Consider the following 16,873-nt stretch of genomic DNA (forward strand, 5'->3'; position numbering starts at 1 on the left):
GCCGCCTTCTCACGGAGTATACACTCCGGAGAAGGCGGCGTCTTTCTTCATAGAAACAAAAAAACCGCCCACATACGGACGGTTATCATTTAATTCATCTCTTCATCCATCTCACTCGAGACTTCAATGGTATCAGTAGCAGGATTGTTATTATGTAGAATCGCACGAGCTTGCTCCACTTCCAGGCGGAGCGTACGCACTTTCTCCATAGGGCGTTTCACATAGTGAATGTATTCCACGGCAAGATGATGGTCCGGCTTCTTACCCGTAAGCATCCGGCGAAGTGTCGACATCGACTGATAGGAGCGTTCTTCGTGCAGACGGCGCTTCTCATAACGTTCGACCATCTGAACAATTTCCGCAATCTCTTGTTCTCTCTTGGCAATATATGTGTTGAGGAAAGGAATTACTTCAGCTGCTTTACGGTGCCTCAAACGAGAAGGTGGCGTGTAAGTAATTGGTTCTGTCATGACAACTCCCCTGCCTTCGCATGTTATCATTCATTACACTATTTATCTTACACGATCATTTCCCGTTTGGAAACACCTTTTTCACCAAAATAAATGGCAATTATTTGACGCGGATGTCAGCTCCTACGACACCGATCAATCGACCGTCGCCTGAACGAATCGGTACCGAAAGCGTTAAGCAAGGTTTCTTCGTTATTGCGGAGATGTATACCGGCGAAGTGAAGGCTCTCCCTTCCATCGCCCTCTTCCACCACTCCCGACCCTTGGCATTCAGCAGCCCCGCCTCAGGCTGCGAGAAGATAAACGAGCCGTCATCACGGTTCGACCAAATCGCCTCGATCTCCGGCAATTGCTGCAGCAATCGCGAGAGCTGCTCTTGATGCGCGGATTCGTCCAGGGTGAAGAGTCTTGAATCTACTGCCAGCTTGCTTAGCTTCTCCAACGTCCCGCTTACGTTAATTTCGCTTTCTTTCACTTCGTGCTTGATGCCAACCTGTCCGATTGCTTTCGTTAGCTCTGAGGATGACTTATGTAAATTAGTGCTGATTCGGTCCAGCTTCTTAATTTGTCTGCGCTGTTTATGTGTAAGCTCAAGTGTCTCGTCTACGCTTCCAAGTGTCTGGTTCACCGCATCGACAACATCCTTTAGCATGCCTGTCGTAGCGTTCATGCTCTGCGTCTGCTGCTTGCTTGCCGTGCTGCTCTTGCTGACCAATCGATCTACTTCATGAATACGCGTAAAAATCAAATCCATGCGGTTCTTTGTTTCCGCCATCTCAAGAATGCCCTGCTCTACTGCCGTTCTTTCCAAATCAACGGAGGCTACAACTTGCTTGACCCCGTTCTCAATCTCTTCAACCAAACCGCTTGAGCGTCTTACCGCTTCATGGCTTTGCTCCGCAAGTTTCTTGATTTGCTGGGCAACAATCGAGAAACCGCGGCCAAATTCACCTGCATGCGCAGCCTCAATCGAAGCATTCAGCGCAAGCAGCGAGGTTTGGGACACAATTTCTTGGATGAAGCCGTTGATTTCATTAATCCGCGAAGTTTGCTCAATCAGCTCACGGATATGGCGGTCCATCGTTCCGTTATGCCGCTGCAGATCATTCATCACTTGATCCGTGTTCGTCAGAGATCTGCAAACCTCAAGCACGACCTCTTTCGTTTCTTTACTTTCCGTGTCCAGCAGCTGCGCCGTGTCGCTGATTTGTTCAGCGGAGGCGGCTACCTCCTGCAGCGTCGAGAACGTCTCGCCTATGCGATCCATCGCTCGTTCGCTGCATAATCGAAGCTCTCCCTCGGTGACAGCAGATTGATCGGCAATGTCCGTCAGCTGCCCGATGGACTGGTTAACTTCCTCTACCGCAGCGGTCAATTGATCCGAAATAACTAACGACTCATTGATTAATTGCGTGAGCACCACATTCTGTTCTGCTTCTTCCTGCTTACTTGGCGTACCTTGCGTTCGGAAACGCTGCAATAGCGGCATGATATTATCCCCCTTTTTTCGACAATTGGTCAGAATTAACTAATAGTATAGTCCACAGCCTCCTAAATGAAAAGAGGGACCCTCTCGGGTCCCTCTTAACTGACTGCATCGTAAATACGGAAGCTATGTTTATTTTTCGGCTTTCTGTGAAGCGGCTTTTGTTGTAGCATTAGCTGAGTTTGCTGCGTTTTCTGACGCAAATTCTGCGTTGTATTTACTTTGGGCTGCATTAAATTTGTTGTTTTTATTTTTCGCCATTCCTGCTCACCTCCCCGTACAACCAATAGTATGGCAAGGGCGGGAACAGTTTATGTAAGCCGGAAATGAATTATTGTTAAATCATTTTGTCGCGCAGATACCGCTTCGTTCGGTGGATCCGGGCTTTGATGGTACCGACGGGAACCTGCATCACGGCTGCGATTTCGGCATCCTTAAAGCCATAATAGAATTTGTACAGCAGCATAACCCGAGACGCGGGATCGAGCATGTCGAGCAGCTCATTGATCTCAAGCATGACGGCCGCTTCATCTCGATAACCGCCTTCTTGCGACCTGCATAACGACTCCATTTCGCTTGAAGGGCGCATCCGTGCTGCTTTCTTATTCAAGTTCAATGCAATATTGGATGTAATCACTTTCGCCCATGAGAATAGCTTGCTGCGTTCCCGCAGTGTGCCTTGCTTCGTGAGCATCCGTACCCATGCTTCCTGAACGGCATCCTGGGCATCTGACTTATTATGCACCTTCCCATAGGCTACATGAATCATCTCCTTATAGAGCTCAAGCAGCTTGTCCTCATACGCCTCTAATTGAAATAATACATTCGGCTCTGTACGGGATGATTCAATGTTCATGGATATCCGCCCTCATATATAGGTGGTAGCGCTTTCAACGTGTATTCTAACATACCTTTTCCGCAAAAAAAAGAGAATATTCAGCAATCGCCGAACATTCTCTCTATGTCGATTAGGACTCAAGCAGCTCTCTTGGGATCGTCTTCTCCGCCGTGACCGCTTCATTCAGCTCATTCAGCCAAGCTTCCGTCAGCTTGCCGTTGCCGCGTCGCAGCACCCGAACGGTAACCTTGCGTTTTCCCCACTGCTTGAATACCTGTTTCCTTGTTTCAAAATACAGATCGATCTTCTTCCCTTTAATCGCAGAACCGGTGTCTGCTACGATTCCATATCCATAACCGGGTACGTACAGCAGCGTTCCAATCGGAAACACTTTGGGATCTGCGGCGATTGTCGACACAAATGCTCTTCGCACGCGAACGCCGGAATACGTAATTCCGTATTGCGGATGTCCCGGCCGCTTACCTGTCGATTCTACACCTGCAGTGTAACCTGTTGCAATCACTTGAATGGGCTTGAATGACTTAACTTTCGGCTGCTTAGCGATCGGGGGCTGCGTCTGAGTGAATTGGCGCTCAAGCTCTGCCCCTACACTGTAGGCTGCCGTACAGTCTGCAAACAACAGACCGATTATCATCATCATTCCTGCTGTACTGATGGTTAAAACACGTTGAAACGACAAAAAGCTTGTCATCATCTGGGTTGTTATCCTCCTTAGTTCGAAGGATACCCAAGTGCGACAAGCTTTATGCGGCAGCCGGCATCATGTACCAGCGCAGGAAATGATTAGATTTGTTTCTCGGCAATTTGCGTTTTCAGCAATGCGATCAGCTCTGATACCGGCATGGAGCCCAGGTCACCTTCGCCGCGTTTACGCACGGAGACGGATTCCGAGTTGGCCTCATTCTCACCGACAACGAGCATGTATGGCGCTTTCTCCAGCTGCGCTTCGCGGATCTTGTAGCCGAGCTTCTCATTGCGAAGATCGGATTCAACCCGGATACCTGCAAGCTGCAGCTTCGCTTCAAGCTCACGCGCATAAGCTTCGTAAGCAACCGAAACCGGAATGATTTTGGCTTGAATCGGAGACAGCCACAGCGGCAATGCACCGGCGAAGTTCTCCAGCAAGAATGCTGTCATACGCTCCATTGTGCTGATAATACCGCGGTGGATAACGACCGGACGATGTTTCTTGCCGTCGTCGCCAACGTATTCCAATTCGAAACGCTCCGGAAGCAGGAAGTCCAGCTGTGCAGTCGAGAGTGTTTCTTCTTTGCCAAGCGCTGTCTTGATTTGAACGTCGAGCTTCGGTCCGTAGAACGCCGCTTCGCCTTCTGCTTCGAAGAATGGCAGGCCAAGCTCTTCCACAACCTCGCGAAGCATGCGCTGCGACATTTCCCACATTTCATCGTTTTGGAAGTACTTCTCTGTATCCTGCGGATCACGGTAGGATAGACGGAAACGATAATCCTTGATGCCGAAATCCTCATAAACTTGACGAATTAGCGTAACAACGCGCGCGAATTCTTCTTTGATTTGATCCGGACGGCAGAAGATATGAGCGTCATTAAGTGTCATCGCACGTACGCGATGCAATCCTGTCAGAGCGCCGGACATTTCGTAACGGTGCATAGTGCCAAGCTCAGCAATACGAACCGGAAGATCACGATACGAACGCATATCGGACTTGAACACCATCATATGATGCGGGCAGTTCATTGGACGAAGAACGAGCTCCTCGTTATCCATGATCATTTTCGGGAACATATCCTCGCTGTAGTGCTCCCAGTGTCCGCTTGTTTTGTACAATTCAACGTTAGCCAGAACCGGCGTGTAGACATGTTGGTAGCCTAGGCTTTCTTCCAAATCTACGATATATCGCTCCATTGTTCTGCGCAGACGCGCGCCGTTTGGCAGCCATAGCGGAAGTCCTTGTCCGACTTCACGGGAGAATGTAAACATCTTCAGCTCACGGCCGAGTTTACGGTGATCGCGTTTCTTGGCTTCCTCCAGGAAATGAAGATGCTCGTCTAGCTGTGCTTTCTTAGGGAATGCCGTGCCGTAAATGCGCTGCAGCATTTTGTTCTTGGAATCTCCGCGCCAGTAAGCACCGGCTACGCTTAGCAGCTTGAAGGCTTTAATCTTGCCTGTGGAAGGCAAGTGCGGTCCACGACATAGATCAAAGAACTCGCCTTGATCATAGATCGTAATTTGCGAATCGGCAGGCAAGTCGCGAATAAGCTCTAATTTCAACGGATCGGCAATCTCTGTGAAGATCGCGATCGCTTCTTCGCGGCTTACGACACGGCGTCGAATCGGCAAATCCTCCTGCACGATACGTTCCATTTCTTTCTCGATTTTGACCAAATCCTCAGGCGTAAGGGACTGCTCCATATCGATATCATAATAGAAGCCGTCTTCGATAACAGGCCCGATACCAAGCTTCACATCGTTCTTGCCGAACAGACGCTTGATAGCTTGCGCCATCAAATGCGCAGTACTGTGACGATACACTTCAAGACCGTCAGCGGATTCAACAGTCACGATTTCAAGCGAACTATTACCTTCAAGAGGCGTGTAGACATCTACCACTTTACCGTCCACTTTACCCGCTATCGCATTCTTGCGCAGACCGTTGCTGATGGAACCTGCAACTTCTTCAATTGTTGTGCCTTGCTCGTATTCCCGGACAGCGCCGTCCGGCAGCTTAACTTGAATCGCCATACCCTTCGTTCCTCCTGGATGTGGTTCTTGCGGCCGCATCATCATGCATCGCAATACCGAAATTTAACAATCTATGCGGCATGCAGCCAACAAAAAAAGCACGCATCCCGCAAAGGGACGAGTGCTCTAACAGACCCGTGGTTCCACCCTAGTTCAATCAGCGCCTAACCGTACCGGAAGCTGATCCTTGTAGACGTTCTATAACGGGAACGGCCCGGTGCAGCTTACTACCAAACTTCATAATGAAGCGTGAGTTCAACTGTACAGCTACAAAGGGGTATATCGCCGCTGCTGCGCGAGGAAATTTCAGCCTAGGTTCCTCTCTCTGAATCGAGCATCGCTGGTGATACATGTCTTTGTCATTGCCTTTACATGTGAATTATTATAATCTGACACCAACTGACAGGTCAAGCCTATATTGCGGTGTAATTTCTTCTCATGGAATGACATTGCGTACCCGCTTCTCCGAAACGACGTCGGTTGTCTGCACAATGGGCAGTCCTTGCTCATCGAAGAAGTAGCTGCAATGACCGCATGTGCAGCATAACCGTACCCGATGCTCGAATATGGTTTCTAATGTGCGCATGACAGGCAGCTCCGGTTGCCGAGTGTGAATGACGATCTGCTGCGGCGACACCGTAATCAGCGTACTTACAATCATGTCCTCCATGTTCATTTCAGACTCCAGCATCTCCGCTACGATGCGGTCGGCCGGTACGGTTTCCAGCATTTGAAACTCTTGGTCGTAAAGGACGAAGTCACTGCCTCCCTTGTGCAGCACATGCACGATCGGAAGCTTCACTTCTTGCATCCTTACAAAATATTTGAGCAGCGAAATAAATTCCTGGTATTGCTTATCCATTACATATTCATCCACTGCATAAGCAACGACTTCCTTCAGTTCTTGCCAGTAAGCGGCAAGTCTAAACGTAACGAAGCCATCGAGATGCAAACGAGTGTTGCTGCTCAGAAACTGCTCGATCTCATCGGCCACTTTCCCCATCCGTCGCTCTCTGTCCGAACGAAGCAAAGCTGTATCGGTATCATCTTCTTGAACGGCCGGAACGGCAGCGCCGTAGAGAATATTTTGGCAATATCGCTCGAGCACTTCGATCTCTTTCACCACTTCATAATGAAACTGCTTGCGGATAATGGCCTTCAGCAGCATGGGCTCCAGTTCAGACATGATGTAGCGAGCAAAAGCGGCTGCGGATCTTCGATACATCTGCGGACCATCCGTAGCGAGCTTAAAGTCTGCAAGGTCAACGAGACATGATATTTCCATGGTTTCGTACTCGGGCCTTGTAAAGCTCACGAAGGGAACGGCGGTATCCTTATCGCTATGTAAATCGACAAATTCCTCGCTCAAACAATGGTGCAGTCGATCAATCGCTTCACGGGAAGCCGAAAGCAAAGAAACAGTGAACAGTTCCATAGGCTCACTCCTAAAAGTTTTTGCGAACGACAGCCGGCTACTCAGCAGGCTGGATATGGTGGCCGGATATTCGGCTAATTGGGCGTTAAACGTGCAGACGGGATGGTCTCGGTAGGGTCATTTCCATACGTATTCCAGAGGTCAAATCGGGCTTCCTTAACAGTATATGGTTCTGCAAAAGCATATATACGATGTAGCCATTGGCACAGCTGGTGTGGGAATGGAATGGAAGGGCAATCGTGGCATATTTCTCGGCATTCTTTGTTTCATAAAACAACAAAAGCTTCCCTTCAGGAACTGCAATTCCTGAAGGGAAGCTTATTATATCGTCGTCTGCTGATTAGTTCTGCATGATAAAGTCGTTCTGTGCCATTTCGGATTCGTTATACATCTTCAGAATCTCGTAACGCGTGTTGCGCTGTGCCGGGATTTTGCCTGTTTCACGAATTAAGCGAAGAATGGAATCAATGTTGACCTTATGCGTCGTTCCGGCTGCTGAAACCACGTTCTCTTCAATCATCGTGCTGCCGAAATCATTACAGCCGTAGGAAAGCGAAAGCTTGCCCACTTCCGGCCCCATGGTCACCCATGAAGATTGGAAATTATCGATATTGTCGAGCGTGATCCGGCTGATCGCCAATGTTTTCAAATACTCTTCAGGCGTCGCTTTCTCCCGCTTCATATTCGTGTTCTCCGGCTGGAATGTCCACGGAATGAACGCCAGGAACCCTTTGGAATTATAACCGTTCGCAATGCACTCATCCTGCGCGTCGCGCACGCGAAGCAAATGCAGCGCACGCTCTTCCATCTCTTCACCGAACCCGATAACCATCGTAGCTGTCGTGTTCATGCCGATACGGTGAGCGGTCTTCATTACGTCCATCCAATCCGTCCAGGAGCCCTTCAACCGGCTGATCTTGCGTCTTGTCCGGTCATCGAGAATTTCGCCGCCGCCGCCCGGAAGGGAATCAAGTCCTGCACGGTTCAGCTCACGCAGTACCTCTTCCAGCGATTGTCCGCCTGAAAGCAATACCATCTTATGAATCTCCGCCGGGGAGAAGGAATGCATCGTAATGCCGGGGTAATGCTGTTTGATCTTACGCAATAAATCCAAATAATACGAGAACGGCAGCTCCGGATTCACGCCGCCTTGCATCAGAATCTCGGTTCCGCCGACATCCATCGTTTCTTTGATCTTCTGCAAAATGACTTCATCCGGAAGCACGTAACCTTCCTTCGAGCCAGGCGCACGATAAAATGCGCAGAATCGGCAATACACATCGCATACGTTTGTATAGTTAATGTTCCGTCCGACAACGAATGTCGTTACCGGATCAGGATGATGCCGCAGCATAATCTGATTGGCCACATGGCCCATTTTCTCAATTTCATCGGATTCAAAAAGTGTCACGCACTCCTCAAGTCCAATCCGTTCTCCTTGCAGTGCTTTATCTAAAATGCGATCTACCTGTTGCACGTCGGAGACCTCCTTCTCTATCAACATATCCGTCACTTGCTACGTTTCAACTAATACTACCACAAACGCCAACCAGCGTCATTCACCGACATCGGCCGAAAATGCCAGCCTTAACGGCGAAAAACGCGGCTAGTCCGCCGGGACTGCCGCGTATCGCATTATTTGCGCCTTATAGGCGGATTGGCTTTCGTTCGAAGCCGGAGCATCGAACGGAGCATGCTGCCTTATTCCCCTTTAAGCGCCTGTTCCAGATCCGCAATCAGGTCATCGATATCCTCAAGACCGACGGAATAACGCAGCAAACCATCCGTAATCCCACGCTCATGACGAACCTCGCGCGGCATCGCCGCATGCGACATCATCGCCGGATAAGACAAAATACTTTCAACAGCGCCAAGACTTACCGCTACGAGCGGAAGCTTCACGCGGCTGAGAACGGCTTTGGCGCGTTCGCCGTCACCCACGTCGAAGGACACGACTGCGCCGTACCCCTTCGATTGTTTCTCATGCACGTCGCGGCGCGGATGGTTCGCAAGGCCCGGATAATACACGCGGGTTACATCCGGGTTGTTATCAAGCCATTCCGCAAGCTTGCGAGCGCTGCGCTCGCTGTGCTCCATACGCGCTTGCAGCGTTTTCATGCCGCGGATGAGCAGCCATGATTCTTGCGTACCCAGAACGGTGCCAAGACCGTTCTGCAGCTGCTTCAGCCTGCGGCCGAGGCTTTCTGTTGCCACAACGGCAAGGCCTGCAAGCACGTCGCTGTGCCCGCCCAAAAACTTCGTAGCACTGTGCAGGACGATATCAACCCCAAGCTCGATTGGGCGCTGATGGTACGGCGTCATAAATGTATTGTCCAACAGCGTAATCAGCTCATGCTCCTTCGCCCATGCCGCGACTTCACCGATATCGGTGATCTTAAGCGTCGGGTTAGAAGGTGTCTCCATGAAGACCACCTTCGTGTTCGGCTGGAGCGCCGCTTTCACGGCTTCGAAGTCCGTCATGTCCACGAAGGTGGACTCGATGCCAAGACGGTTCAGCACCGTTGTCAGCAGGCGGTAGGTACCGCCGTAAACGTCCTCGGTTACGATGATATGATCGCCCGTCGAGAACAGCAGGAACGCCGTCGAGATGGCAGCCATGCCGGATGCGAACGCAAAGCCGCGAACGCCGCCTTCAAGCAGCGTAATGTAATCTTCCAAAGCCTGACGCGTCGGATTGCCGGAGCGGCTGTAATCGTACGTAGGCGGATTGAAGATATCGTGATGATGGAAGGTGGAAGCTTGATAAATCGGCACGCTCGATGCGCCGGTTTGCCCGTCGATCTCAGCGCCGAAGTGAATCAATTTCGTTGCAAACTGCTTCTCGGTGGTGTCATTGCCCTTGCCCTTGTCCGGATTCTGCTCTGCCATGATGGTTTATGCCTCCCCAAGCTCGCGTTTTGCCGCTTCAAAGGCTTGCGCCAAATCTGCGATCAAATCATTCACATGCTCAATGCCGACTGAGAAACGAAGCAGACGGTCGTCTACGCCGATTTGCTGGCGAATTTCCAGCGGAATATCCGCATGGGTTTGAACAGCCGGATACGTCATCAGCGATTCCACGCCGCCAAGGCTTTCTGCGAAAGCAATCAGCTTAATATGACGAAGGATCGGCTCTACATAAGCCGCTTTCTTCAAGCGGAAGGAGAAAATGCCCGTGTTACCGGACGATTGACGGTTCTGTACCTCATGACCCGGGTGATGAGGCAGCGCCGGGTAGTACACATCTTCGATTATTTCATGCGTCAGCAGCCAGTTCGCGATCGCCGTTGCATTCGCTTGATGGCGTTCCATCCGCAGCGCCAGCGTCTTCATGCCGCGCATCAGCAGCCATGAATCCTGAGGTCCCAGTACAGCGCCGAGGGAGTTATGGAGGAATCCCATCTCAGCGGACAGCTCCTTGCCCTTCGTGACAATAAGGCCTGCCAGCACGTCATTGTGACCGCCAAGGTACTTCGTCGCGCTATGCACGATGACGTCGGCACCAAGCTCAATCGGACGTTGGAAGAACGGAGTGAGCAGCGTGTTATCTACAATGGACAGCAAGCCTTTGGACTTCGCCCATGAACAAACGCGCTCCAAATCCGTAATCATCATCAGCGGATTCGTCGGAGTCTCGATCAAGATCGCTTTCGTAGCCGGCGTAACCAGCTGGTTCATCGCATCAATATCATTCGTATCCACGTAAGAAGCCGACACGCCAAAGCGAGTCATAATCTTCTCCAGCAAGCGGTATGTACCGCCGTACAGATCCAAGGAAACGAGCAAATGATCGCCTTGGCCAAACAGCGAGAAGACAGTCGTCAGCGCAGCCATGCCGCTGCTGCACGCAAACGCTGCGTCGCCGGACTCCAGCTCTGCAGCTGCTTCTTCCAGCACGCTGCGAGTCGGACTCTTCGTGCGGGCATAGTCAAAGCCGGTGCTTTCGCCAAGTTTCGGATGGCGGAAAGCTGTTGCTTGGTACACCGGGAAACTAATCGCTCCGGTAACCGGCTCTTTAATGGATCCAATTTGTGCTAAGCGGCTTTCTATTTTCATCAGAAGTGACTCCCTCTCGTCGATTAATGACCTTCTTATTTAAATGCCTGCACCCAAATCATAAGGCGTTTGCTGATAAACGTAGTAGTTCAGCCAGTTCGAGAACAACAGATTGGCATGCGCCCTCCAGCTCGACAGCGGAATCTTCGACGGATCGTTGTTTGGATAGTAGTTCTTCGGTAAAGCAATATCCATTCCTTTTGCCACGTCACGATCGTATTCGGCTTTGAGGGACAACGGATCATATTCCGAGTGGCCGGTAACGAATACTTGTCTTCCGTCCTTGGAAGCGACCAGATACACGCCGGCATCCGGCGATTCAGACAAAATATCGAGATCCCCGATATTGGCGATATCATCGCGGCGAACTTCCGTATGACGCGATTGCGGAACAAGGAACAGCTCGTCAAAGCCCCGTACAAGAGGAACATTGCGCTTCTCGACCGTGTGCGGGAATACGCCGAACACCTTATCCGGCAGCTCGTATTTGGGAATGCCGTAGTGGTGATATAATCCGGCTTGTGCGCCCCAACAGATATGGAAGGTTGACGTTACGCGACGAGCCGACCAATCCATAATGTCCTTCAGCTCTTCCCAATAGTTGACCTCTTCGAATGGAAGCGTCTCTACAGGTGCGCCGGTAATCACCAAGCCATCATAATACTCGTGCTTGATATCTTCGAATGTTTTGTAAAACGACTCCAAATGCTCGGACGACGTATTCTTGGATGTATGGGTCCGAGGATGAAGCAGCACGACTTCCACCTGCAGCGGCGTGTTCCCGATTAAACGGAGCAGCTGCGTTTCGGTCGTTTCTTTGGTTGGCATTAAATTGAGAATAGCAATCCGCAGCGGGCGGATATCTTGATGATAGGCTACGCTCTCATCCATTAGAAAGATATTCTCGTCCGTTAGAACATCTTTCGCAGGCAATTGGTCCGGTACTTTAATTGGCATGATAATCTCTCCTGTCTGCTTGGATTGTCACTGAGGCGCGCAATGAAAACAGCCCCTCTCCTAAGAGAGGGGCACAAATGTATCGTTCATGCGCCTCTCATCTCTCAGAAACATACGTTTCCGCAAGAATTAGCACCGTACGTTTACACGCCGGTTGCCGGGCTTCATCGGGCTAGTCCCTCCGCCTGCTCTTGATAAGAAAGCTTGCTTATTTAATTAAAGAAACACCTTAGTTCTTACTTTAAATCATTCCTTTATTCCCGTCAAGGAGCAGCCCTGCTCCCATCGACAAAAAACGCGTAACCATGGGCTTTTCCCCGCATATGCTGTTACAGAACCATGGACGCTACTTTCTTCTTGAATGGAAAGACATTGTCGGAGTATACTAGACAAGAATTACGCTTTAAGCAGTGAATAATTGACCAATAAAGGGGTGTTTACGACTATGGAAGGCGACCCGAGGCCTGCGGGCAACCGCACTGATAACCGGTTTACACGGAAGATAACAGGAAGGCTGACGTCATCCAACCGTATTCGCAAACGCGCCGCTTCTAGATAGATGGACTAGAGCAAGCAGCACGCAACGCGCAATACGGTTTGCTTGATGTTGCTTGATTCTGTTCTCCTCCTCATAGCCGGCATCCGGGAATTACTGCAACAACGAGAGGAGGAACGCGGATGAAAATCCGTCACGTGAATCAAGGTGTTTTCGCACCGGTTGATGACATTCAAGCAGCCGTCGTGCCACCTGCCGAAGGTTTCTACTGGATCGATGCCGATGTAGATGACCTCGCTGTGCTCCAGCCGATATTCGCGCTGCACGAACTGGCAGTCGAAGACTGTTTGAGCGAAGAAGAGCAGCGGCCTAAGATTGAAATTCATGAAGGCCATTATTTTATTGTAATTAACAGCATCCGTTTTGATGATGAAGAAATTTTTCTACGCGCCTTGAACATTTTTCTGGGCCGCCATTATATTATTACCGTTACGAAACAGAAAATTAACGAGCTTCGCACGTTGAAGCCGATCCTGCTTGAAGAGCAAGTCAGCCGCCCCGACCGTTTCCTCTATCATTTGGTCGATATCGTCGTTGATAATTACTTCCTCGTCGGCGATCGGATTGAGGCGCGGATCGAGAGCTTGGAAGAAGATATTCTGGTCCACACCAAGAAATCGCATCTGAACGAAATTATCGGACTTCGAAGCGAGATTCTCTGGCTCAAGAAAGTGCTTGGACCTCAGAAGGAGCTAATCGCAACACTTAATAAGAAAGACTTGAAGCTAATCGACGATCAATTGCAGAAGTACTTTAGCGATATCTATGAGAATGCCGTCAAAATCGCCGAGACTTTCGAGACCTACCGCGATCTGATGGGCAACTTACGAGAGGCTTACCAGTCTTCGCTTGCGAACCGCGCGAATGAAATCATGCGCGTCTTTACCGCGCTGACCACGATCTTCATGCCACTTACCTTCATTACCGGGATTTACGGAATGAATTTCGACTTTATACCTGGGCTCCATCTGCACGGCGGCTCTTACTTGCTGCTCACGTTTATGCTCTTGCTCGGTTTCGGGATGTTTTTTATTTTCCGCAAGAAAGAGTGGCTATGAAAGGCTAACCAAAAAAAGCTCTCCAGGGACGCATGGCGACCGCGGGAGAGCTTTTTTATTTGCTTAACCGAACGGAAGCTTAAAGGTCTTCTTCGTCAGCGGGTACAGCCATTTGACGCCGCTTGGCGTTAATGTATCCGCTACAAGGTGGGACAGATAACCGCTTATTGCGGTATAGGCAATTCCCTCGATCTCGAGCTGCTGCTCCAGCCCCCAGCCGATCGCTCCCCAAGCAACCACTGCCCATACGGTATGCGTTAACCCCCGATGATTCAGCCACGGAACCCATGCCACATAAAGTCCGAGCCCCATCAGCCAATTATGGCCGATCGAATAACCTGCATAGAGAAGCGCTAATCCAATTGCGCTCACGAGCGCATCTCGAATCATGCCATTCCGTGATACCAGCCCCAGAAGAAACAAGGCTGCCGCGGCAATCGTGAGATAGGGATAAAATTGATCTTCAAACCAATACCAAAAGACCGCTGCTGCTCCTGCCGCAACTCCGCCCCATAGCATAAGTGCACGTATTATCCTCGCCGGCTTGCTAAGCTTGCTGCTCAGCATATTCGTACCATCCAAATCCGCGCTTAAAGCGGAAAATGCCGCAACGATGATAAATGCCGCGGCGTTTGTTAGCGTAACGGGATGTGTTGCGGCAGCAACCACCCCGATTGCGACGCCAATGGCCAGATGTGTCGTCCCTTTCATACCTGCCCCCCTCATTCTGACTGACTTATGTTGAATCGTTCATCGAACGTCAGTTCGCTTTTCGACTGATTATACCTTCTTTTCCCTCCGCATTCAATAGGAATTCCGACATGTAAAAAGGCATCGCTTGAAGTCCATTCAAACGATGCCTTGGTATGATGTTTGCGAGGAATTGGCAAGGAATTAGCTACATAAGTCCCTCTCCTGCCAGCGCTTCCTTACGGCCTTTGTCTAAATTCACATAATACAGCAGGATGATGCCAATGATGAAAAACGCCAGCAATGCTAATATGCCTAAACGGCTGGAACCGGTTATCGTGCCGACAACGGAGAAGACGGCTGGTCCGGCTACAGCGGCGAATTTGCTGGATAAGCTCAGGAAGCCGAAAAATTCTGCCGTTCGCGATGGCGGCACCAATGTGGCATACAGCGATCTCGCCGTCGCTTGGCTCCCTCCTTGCACGAATCCGACCATAATGGCCAGCGCATAGAAGTGGAGCGCGCTCGTCATGAAATAGCCAAGCAAAACAATCAGCACATACACAAGCAGCGAACAGTAAAGCGACTTCTTCATTCCGATGCGCGAGGCGAATCGGATGAAGAGCAGCGTGCTCGGATAGCCGACAAACTGCGTAATAAGCAGTGCGGCTATCAAGTCCATCGTTTCAATCCCGATGCCGCTGCCATAGATCGTCGCCATGACGATAACCGTGCTAATGCCATCGTTGAAGAACCAGAAGGACGCCATATATTTAAGCAGCTCCGGATAATGCTTCAACGTCTTCAACGTATTGCCGATGCGCTGCATCCCGCGCCGCATCATATCGCCGTAACCGGCTGAGGTCCCTCTTGCCGTTTCCTTCACGTTGCGAATAATCGGAAGTGAGAACAAGATCCACCATATCCCAACCGTAACAAAGACGGTCTGCGTAGCGACTGTTTTATTGGGAAACCCCACTAACGACCATTTCTCAATCATCACTAAATTCACCAGCAGCAGCAGCCCGCCGCCCAAGTAACCCATCGCGTATCCTTTATTACTCACCGAATTAAGCGTTTCGGGTGTCGATACCTCCGTAATTAATCCATCATAGAACGTATTGGAAGCGGCATAGCCGATCGTACCGATAATAACCAATATGGAAGCAAGCATCCAATCATTTGTCCCGACCATGGCCATGCAAACCGTTGCAATGGACCCGATGAACATGAACACCGATAAGAAACGCACTTTTGATCCTGAGTAGTCCGCAATCGCTCCCATAATCGGGCATAGAATGGCTACGAAAATCATCGCGATGGTTTGCGTGTACCCCCAGTAATTCTCAGCCGTATTGCCGCTTAAGTCTGCGCCTGCCACCGTTTTGTAGTAAATCGGCATGACCGCGGCCATAATCGTCGTGACAAAAGCAGAATTGGCCCAATCGTACATCATCCAGCTGCGTACTGCTTTCGGATTCATCCTCTTCGCTCCTTTGTAGGACATGAATTGTCACCTGTAACCAACATTCGACAGGATCCATATTGAATCCTGCTCTAACTCGCGAAGGCTTGCCCGCTGGTTGCTACCTTTTGCCGTCGAGCTGATTTTACATTATAATGATATATAGCTGTGATAAAAATCTTTAATCGCTAAAGGAGGGATTCCGTGAATATTAACCAACTCGAAACGTTGCTAACCATCTCACGCACCATGAGCTTTCGAAAAGCAGGAGAGCTGCTTAATCTTACGCAGCCGGCTGTTTCTGCTCAAATCAAAAGCTTAGAGGATGAGTTTAAAACGGTTCTAATTGATCGGAATCAACCCGTCACATTAACGGACCGCGGACAAGTGTTTCTTGATCACGCCGAGCGCATATTAGCCATCGTAGAAGAACTGAAGCAGAAGCTCTCTGACCTAAGCCAAACACCGCAGGGTCATATCGTGCTGGGAACAACCTCTTCGATCGCGATTCAAATTTTGCCTCGGGTGCTGTCTTATTTTCAAAACCAATTTCCGCTCATTAAAACAACGATTCACTCCATGCCTTCTTCGGGCGTAATGGCCAGCGTTGAGAATGGCACCGTAGATATCGGCATCACCTATCTGTCGGAACGCAATCCGAATGTGGAAACATCCATCCTGTACTATGACACCTACGAACTCGTCGTCGCTCCCGAGCATCCCATGAGCCATTTGAAGCATACTACCGTAGAATCGCTCAAGGACATTCCCATGATTATGCTCTCGCCGGACACATTAGGACGACGTTTTCTGGATCAAATTTTCCGCAAATATAATTTGCACCCGAACATCGTCATGGAGCTTTCGAGCAGCGAGGAAGTGAAGCGCATGGTCGAGATCAATTTAGGGGCAGCGGTGGTGTCTAAGCTCTCCATTGCCAAAGAGGTGCAGCTCGGAACACTGAAGCGGATTAAAGTCAATGAGCTCGATATGAGCCATCCGGTCGGTTTGGTCTATAAGTCGGGACGGTACATCAACTCGGCAATGCAGCAGTTTTTGAGCGATTTGAAGGGTATGCCCGAAGATCATTTCATCAGCAGCGAGTAGGAGGAGATTCAGT

Annotated in this window: 15 protein-coding genes and 1 riboswitch; of the genes, 2 read left to right on the forward strand and 13 right to left on the reverse strand. The window is 50.1% G+C overall.

Annotation, left to right across the window (positions count from 1 at the left end; all coding sequences use genetic code 11):
* Window positions 1-89: 89 nt before the first annotated feature.
* From BM412_RS17240 to metA, 11 genes are all read right to left on the reverse strand, one after another.
* On the reverse strand, window positions 90-470 hold the full coding sequence (locus BM412_RS17240) for a hypothetical protein (protein ID WP_177245897.1): 381 nt from the start codon (window positions 468-470) through the stop codon (window positions 90-92).
* Window positions 471-570: 100 nt separating this feature from the next.
* Window positions 571-1,959, reverse strand: a complete 1,389-nt coding sequence (locus BM412_RS17245; protein WP_091220996.1) for a methyl-accepting chemotaxis protein — start codon at window positions 1,957-1,959, stop codon at window positions 571-573.
* Window positions 1,960-2,088: 129 nt separating this feature from the next.
* Window positions 2,089-2,217, reverse strand: a complete 129-nt coding sequence (locus BM412_RS32545; RefSeq protein ID WP_256256401.1) for a hypothetical protein — start codon at window positions 2,215-2,217, stop codon at window positions 2,089-2,091.
* 76 nt (window positions 2,218-2,293) lie between these two features.
* The gene (locus BM412_RS17250) at window positions 2,294-2,812 is read right to left on the reverse strand and encodes an RNA polymerase sigma factor (RefSeq protein ID WP_091220999.1); all 519 of its coding nucleotides are present in this window, start codon (window positions 2,810-2,812) and stop codon (window positions 2,294-2,296) included.
* A 112-nt stretch (window positions 2,813-2,924) separates the two neighbouring features.
* Window positions 2,925-3,506 (reverse strand): 3D domain-containing protein, encoded by a 582-nt coding sequence (locus BM412_RS17255; protein ID WP_091222860.1) that lies wholly within the window; start codon window positions 3,504-3,506, stop codon window positions 2,925-2,927.
* Between the two features lie 92 nt (window positions 3,507-3,598).
* Window positions 3,599-5,536 (reverse strand): threonine--tRNA ligase, encoded by a 1,938-nt coding sequence (thrS, locus tag BM412_RS17260; protein WP_091221001.1) that lies wholly within the window; start codon window positions 5,534-5,536, stop codon window positions 3,599-3,601.
* Window positions 5,537-5,972: 436 nt separating this feature from the next.
* Window positions 5,973-6,971 (reverse strand): putative sporulation protein YtxC, encoded by a 999-nt coding sequence (locus BM412_RS17265; RefSeq protein ID WP_091221004.1) that lies wholly within the window; start codon window positions 6,969-6,971, stop codon window positions 5,973-5,975.
* A 340-nt stretch (window positions 6,972-7,311) separates the two neighbouring features.
* A complete protein-coding gene (gene mqnC / locus BM412_RS17270) occupies window positions 7,312-8,448 on the reverse strand; it encodes a cyclic dehypoxanthinyl futalosine synthase (RefSeq protein ID WP_090981967.1) in 1,137 nt (378 codons plus the stop codon).
* 224 nt (window positions 8,449-8,672) lie between these two features.
* On the reverse strand, window positions 8,673-9,860 hold the full coding sequence (locus tag BM412_RS17275; RefSeq protein ID WP_091221006.1) for an aminotransferase class I/II-fold pyridoxal phosphate-dependent enzyme: 1,188 nt from the start codon (window positions 9,858-9,860) through the stop codon (window positions 8,673-8,675).
* 6 nt (window positions 9,861-9,866) lie between these two features.
* The gene (locus BM412_RS17280) at window positions 9,867-11,027 is read right to left on the reverse strand and encodes a PLP-dependent transferase (protein WP_091221009.1); all 1,161 of its coding nucleotides are present in this window, start codon (window positions 11,025-11,027) and stop codon (window positions 9,867-9,869) included.
* Between the two features lie 39 nt (window positions 11,028-11,066).
* Complete coding sequence (gene metA / locus BM412_RS17285) at window positions 11,067-11,984, reverse strand: homoserine O-acetyltransferase MetA (protein WP_091221010.1); 918 nt, start codon at window positions 11,982-11,984, stop codon at window positions 11,067-11,069.
* 94 nt (window positions 11,985-12,078) lie between these two features.
* Window positions 12,079-12,185, reverse strand: a riboswitch (SAM riboswitch).
* 477 nt (window positions 12,186-12,662) lie between these two features.
* Between metA and corA the strand changes: the two genes are divergently transcribed.
* On the forward strand, window positions 12,663-13,598 hold the full coding sequence (gene corA, locus BM412_RS17290) for a magnesium/cobalt transporter CorA (RefSeq protein WP_091221013.1): 936 nt from the start codon (window positions 12,663-12,665) through the stop codon (window positions 13,596-13,598).
* Between the two features lie 63 nt (window positions 13,599-13,661).
* Here the strand turns inward: corA and BM412_RS17295 are convergent, their stop codons facing one another.
* The gene (locus BM412_RS17295; RefSeq protein ID WP_091221015.1) at window positions 13,662-14,309 is read right to left on the reverse strand and encodes a metal-dependent hydrolase; all 648 of its coding nucleotides are present in this window, start codon (window positions 14,307-14,309) and stop codon (window positions 13,662-13,664) included.
* A 187-nt stretch (window positions 14,310-14,496) separates the two neighbouring features.
* Window positions 14,497-15,771 carry an MFS transporter gene (locus tag BM412_RS17300; RefSeq protein WP_091221017.1) on the reverse strand — a complete coding sequence of 425 codons (1,275 nt, stop codon included), beginning with the start codon at window positions 15,769-15,771 and terminating at the stop codon, window positions 14,497-14,499.
* A gap of 186 nt (window positions 15,772-15,957) precedes the next feature.
* On the opposite strand from BM412_RS17300, the gene BM412_RS17305 reads away from it, so the two are divergent.
* The gene (locus BM412_RS17305; protein ID WP_091221019.1) at window positions 15,958-16,860 is read left to right on the forward strand and encodes a LysR family transcriptional regulator; all 903 of its coding nucleotides are present in this window, start codon (window positions 15,958-15,960) and stop codon (window positions 16,858-16,860) included.
* Window positions 16,861-16,873 lie beyond the last annotated feature (13 nt).

Source organism: Paenibacillus sp. BC26 (assembly GCF_900116125.1).
GTDB lineage: Bacteria > Bacillota > Bacilli > Paenibacillales > Paenibacillaceae > Paenibacillus_Z > Paenibacillus_Z lignilyticus.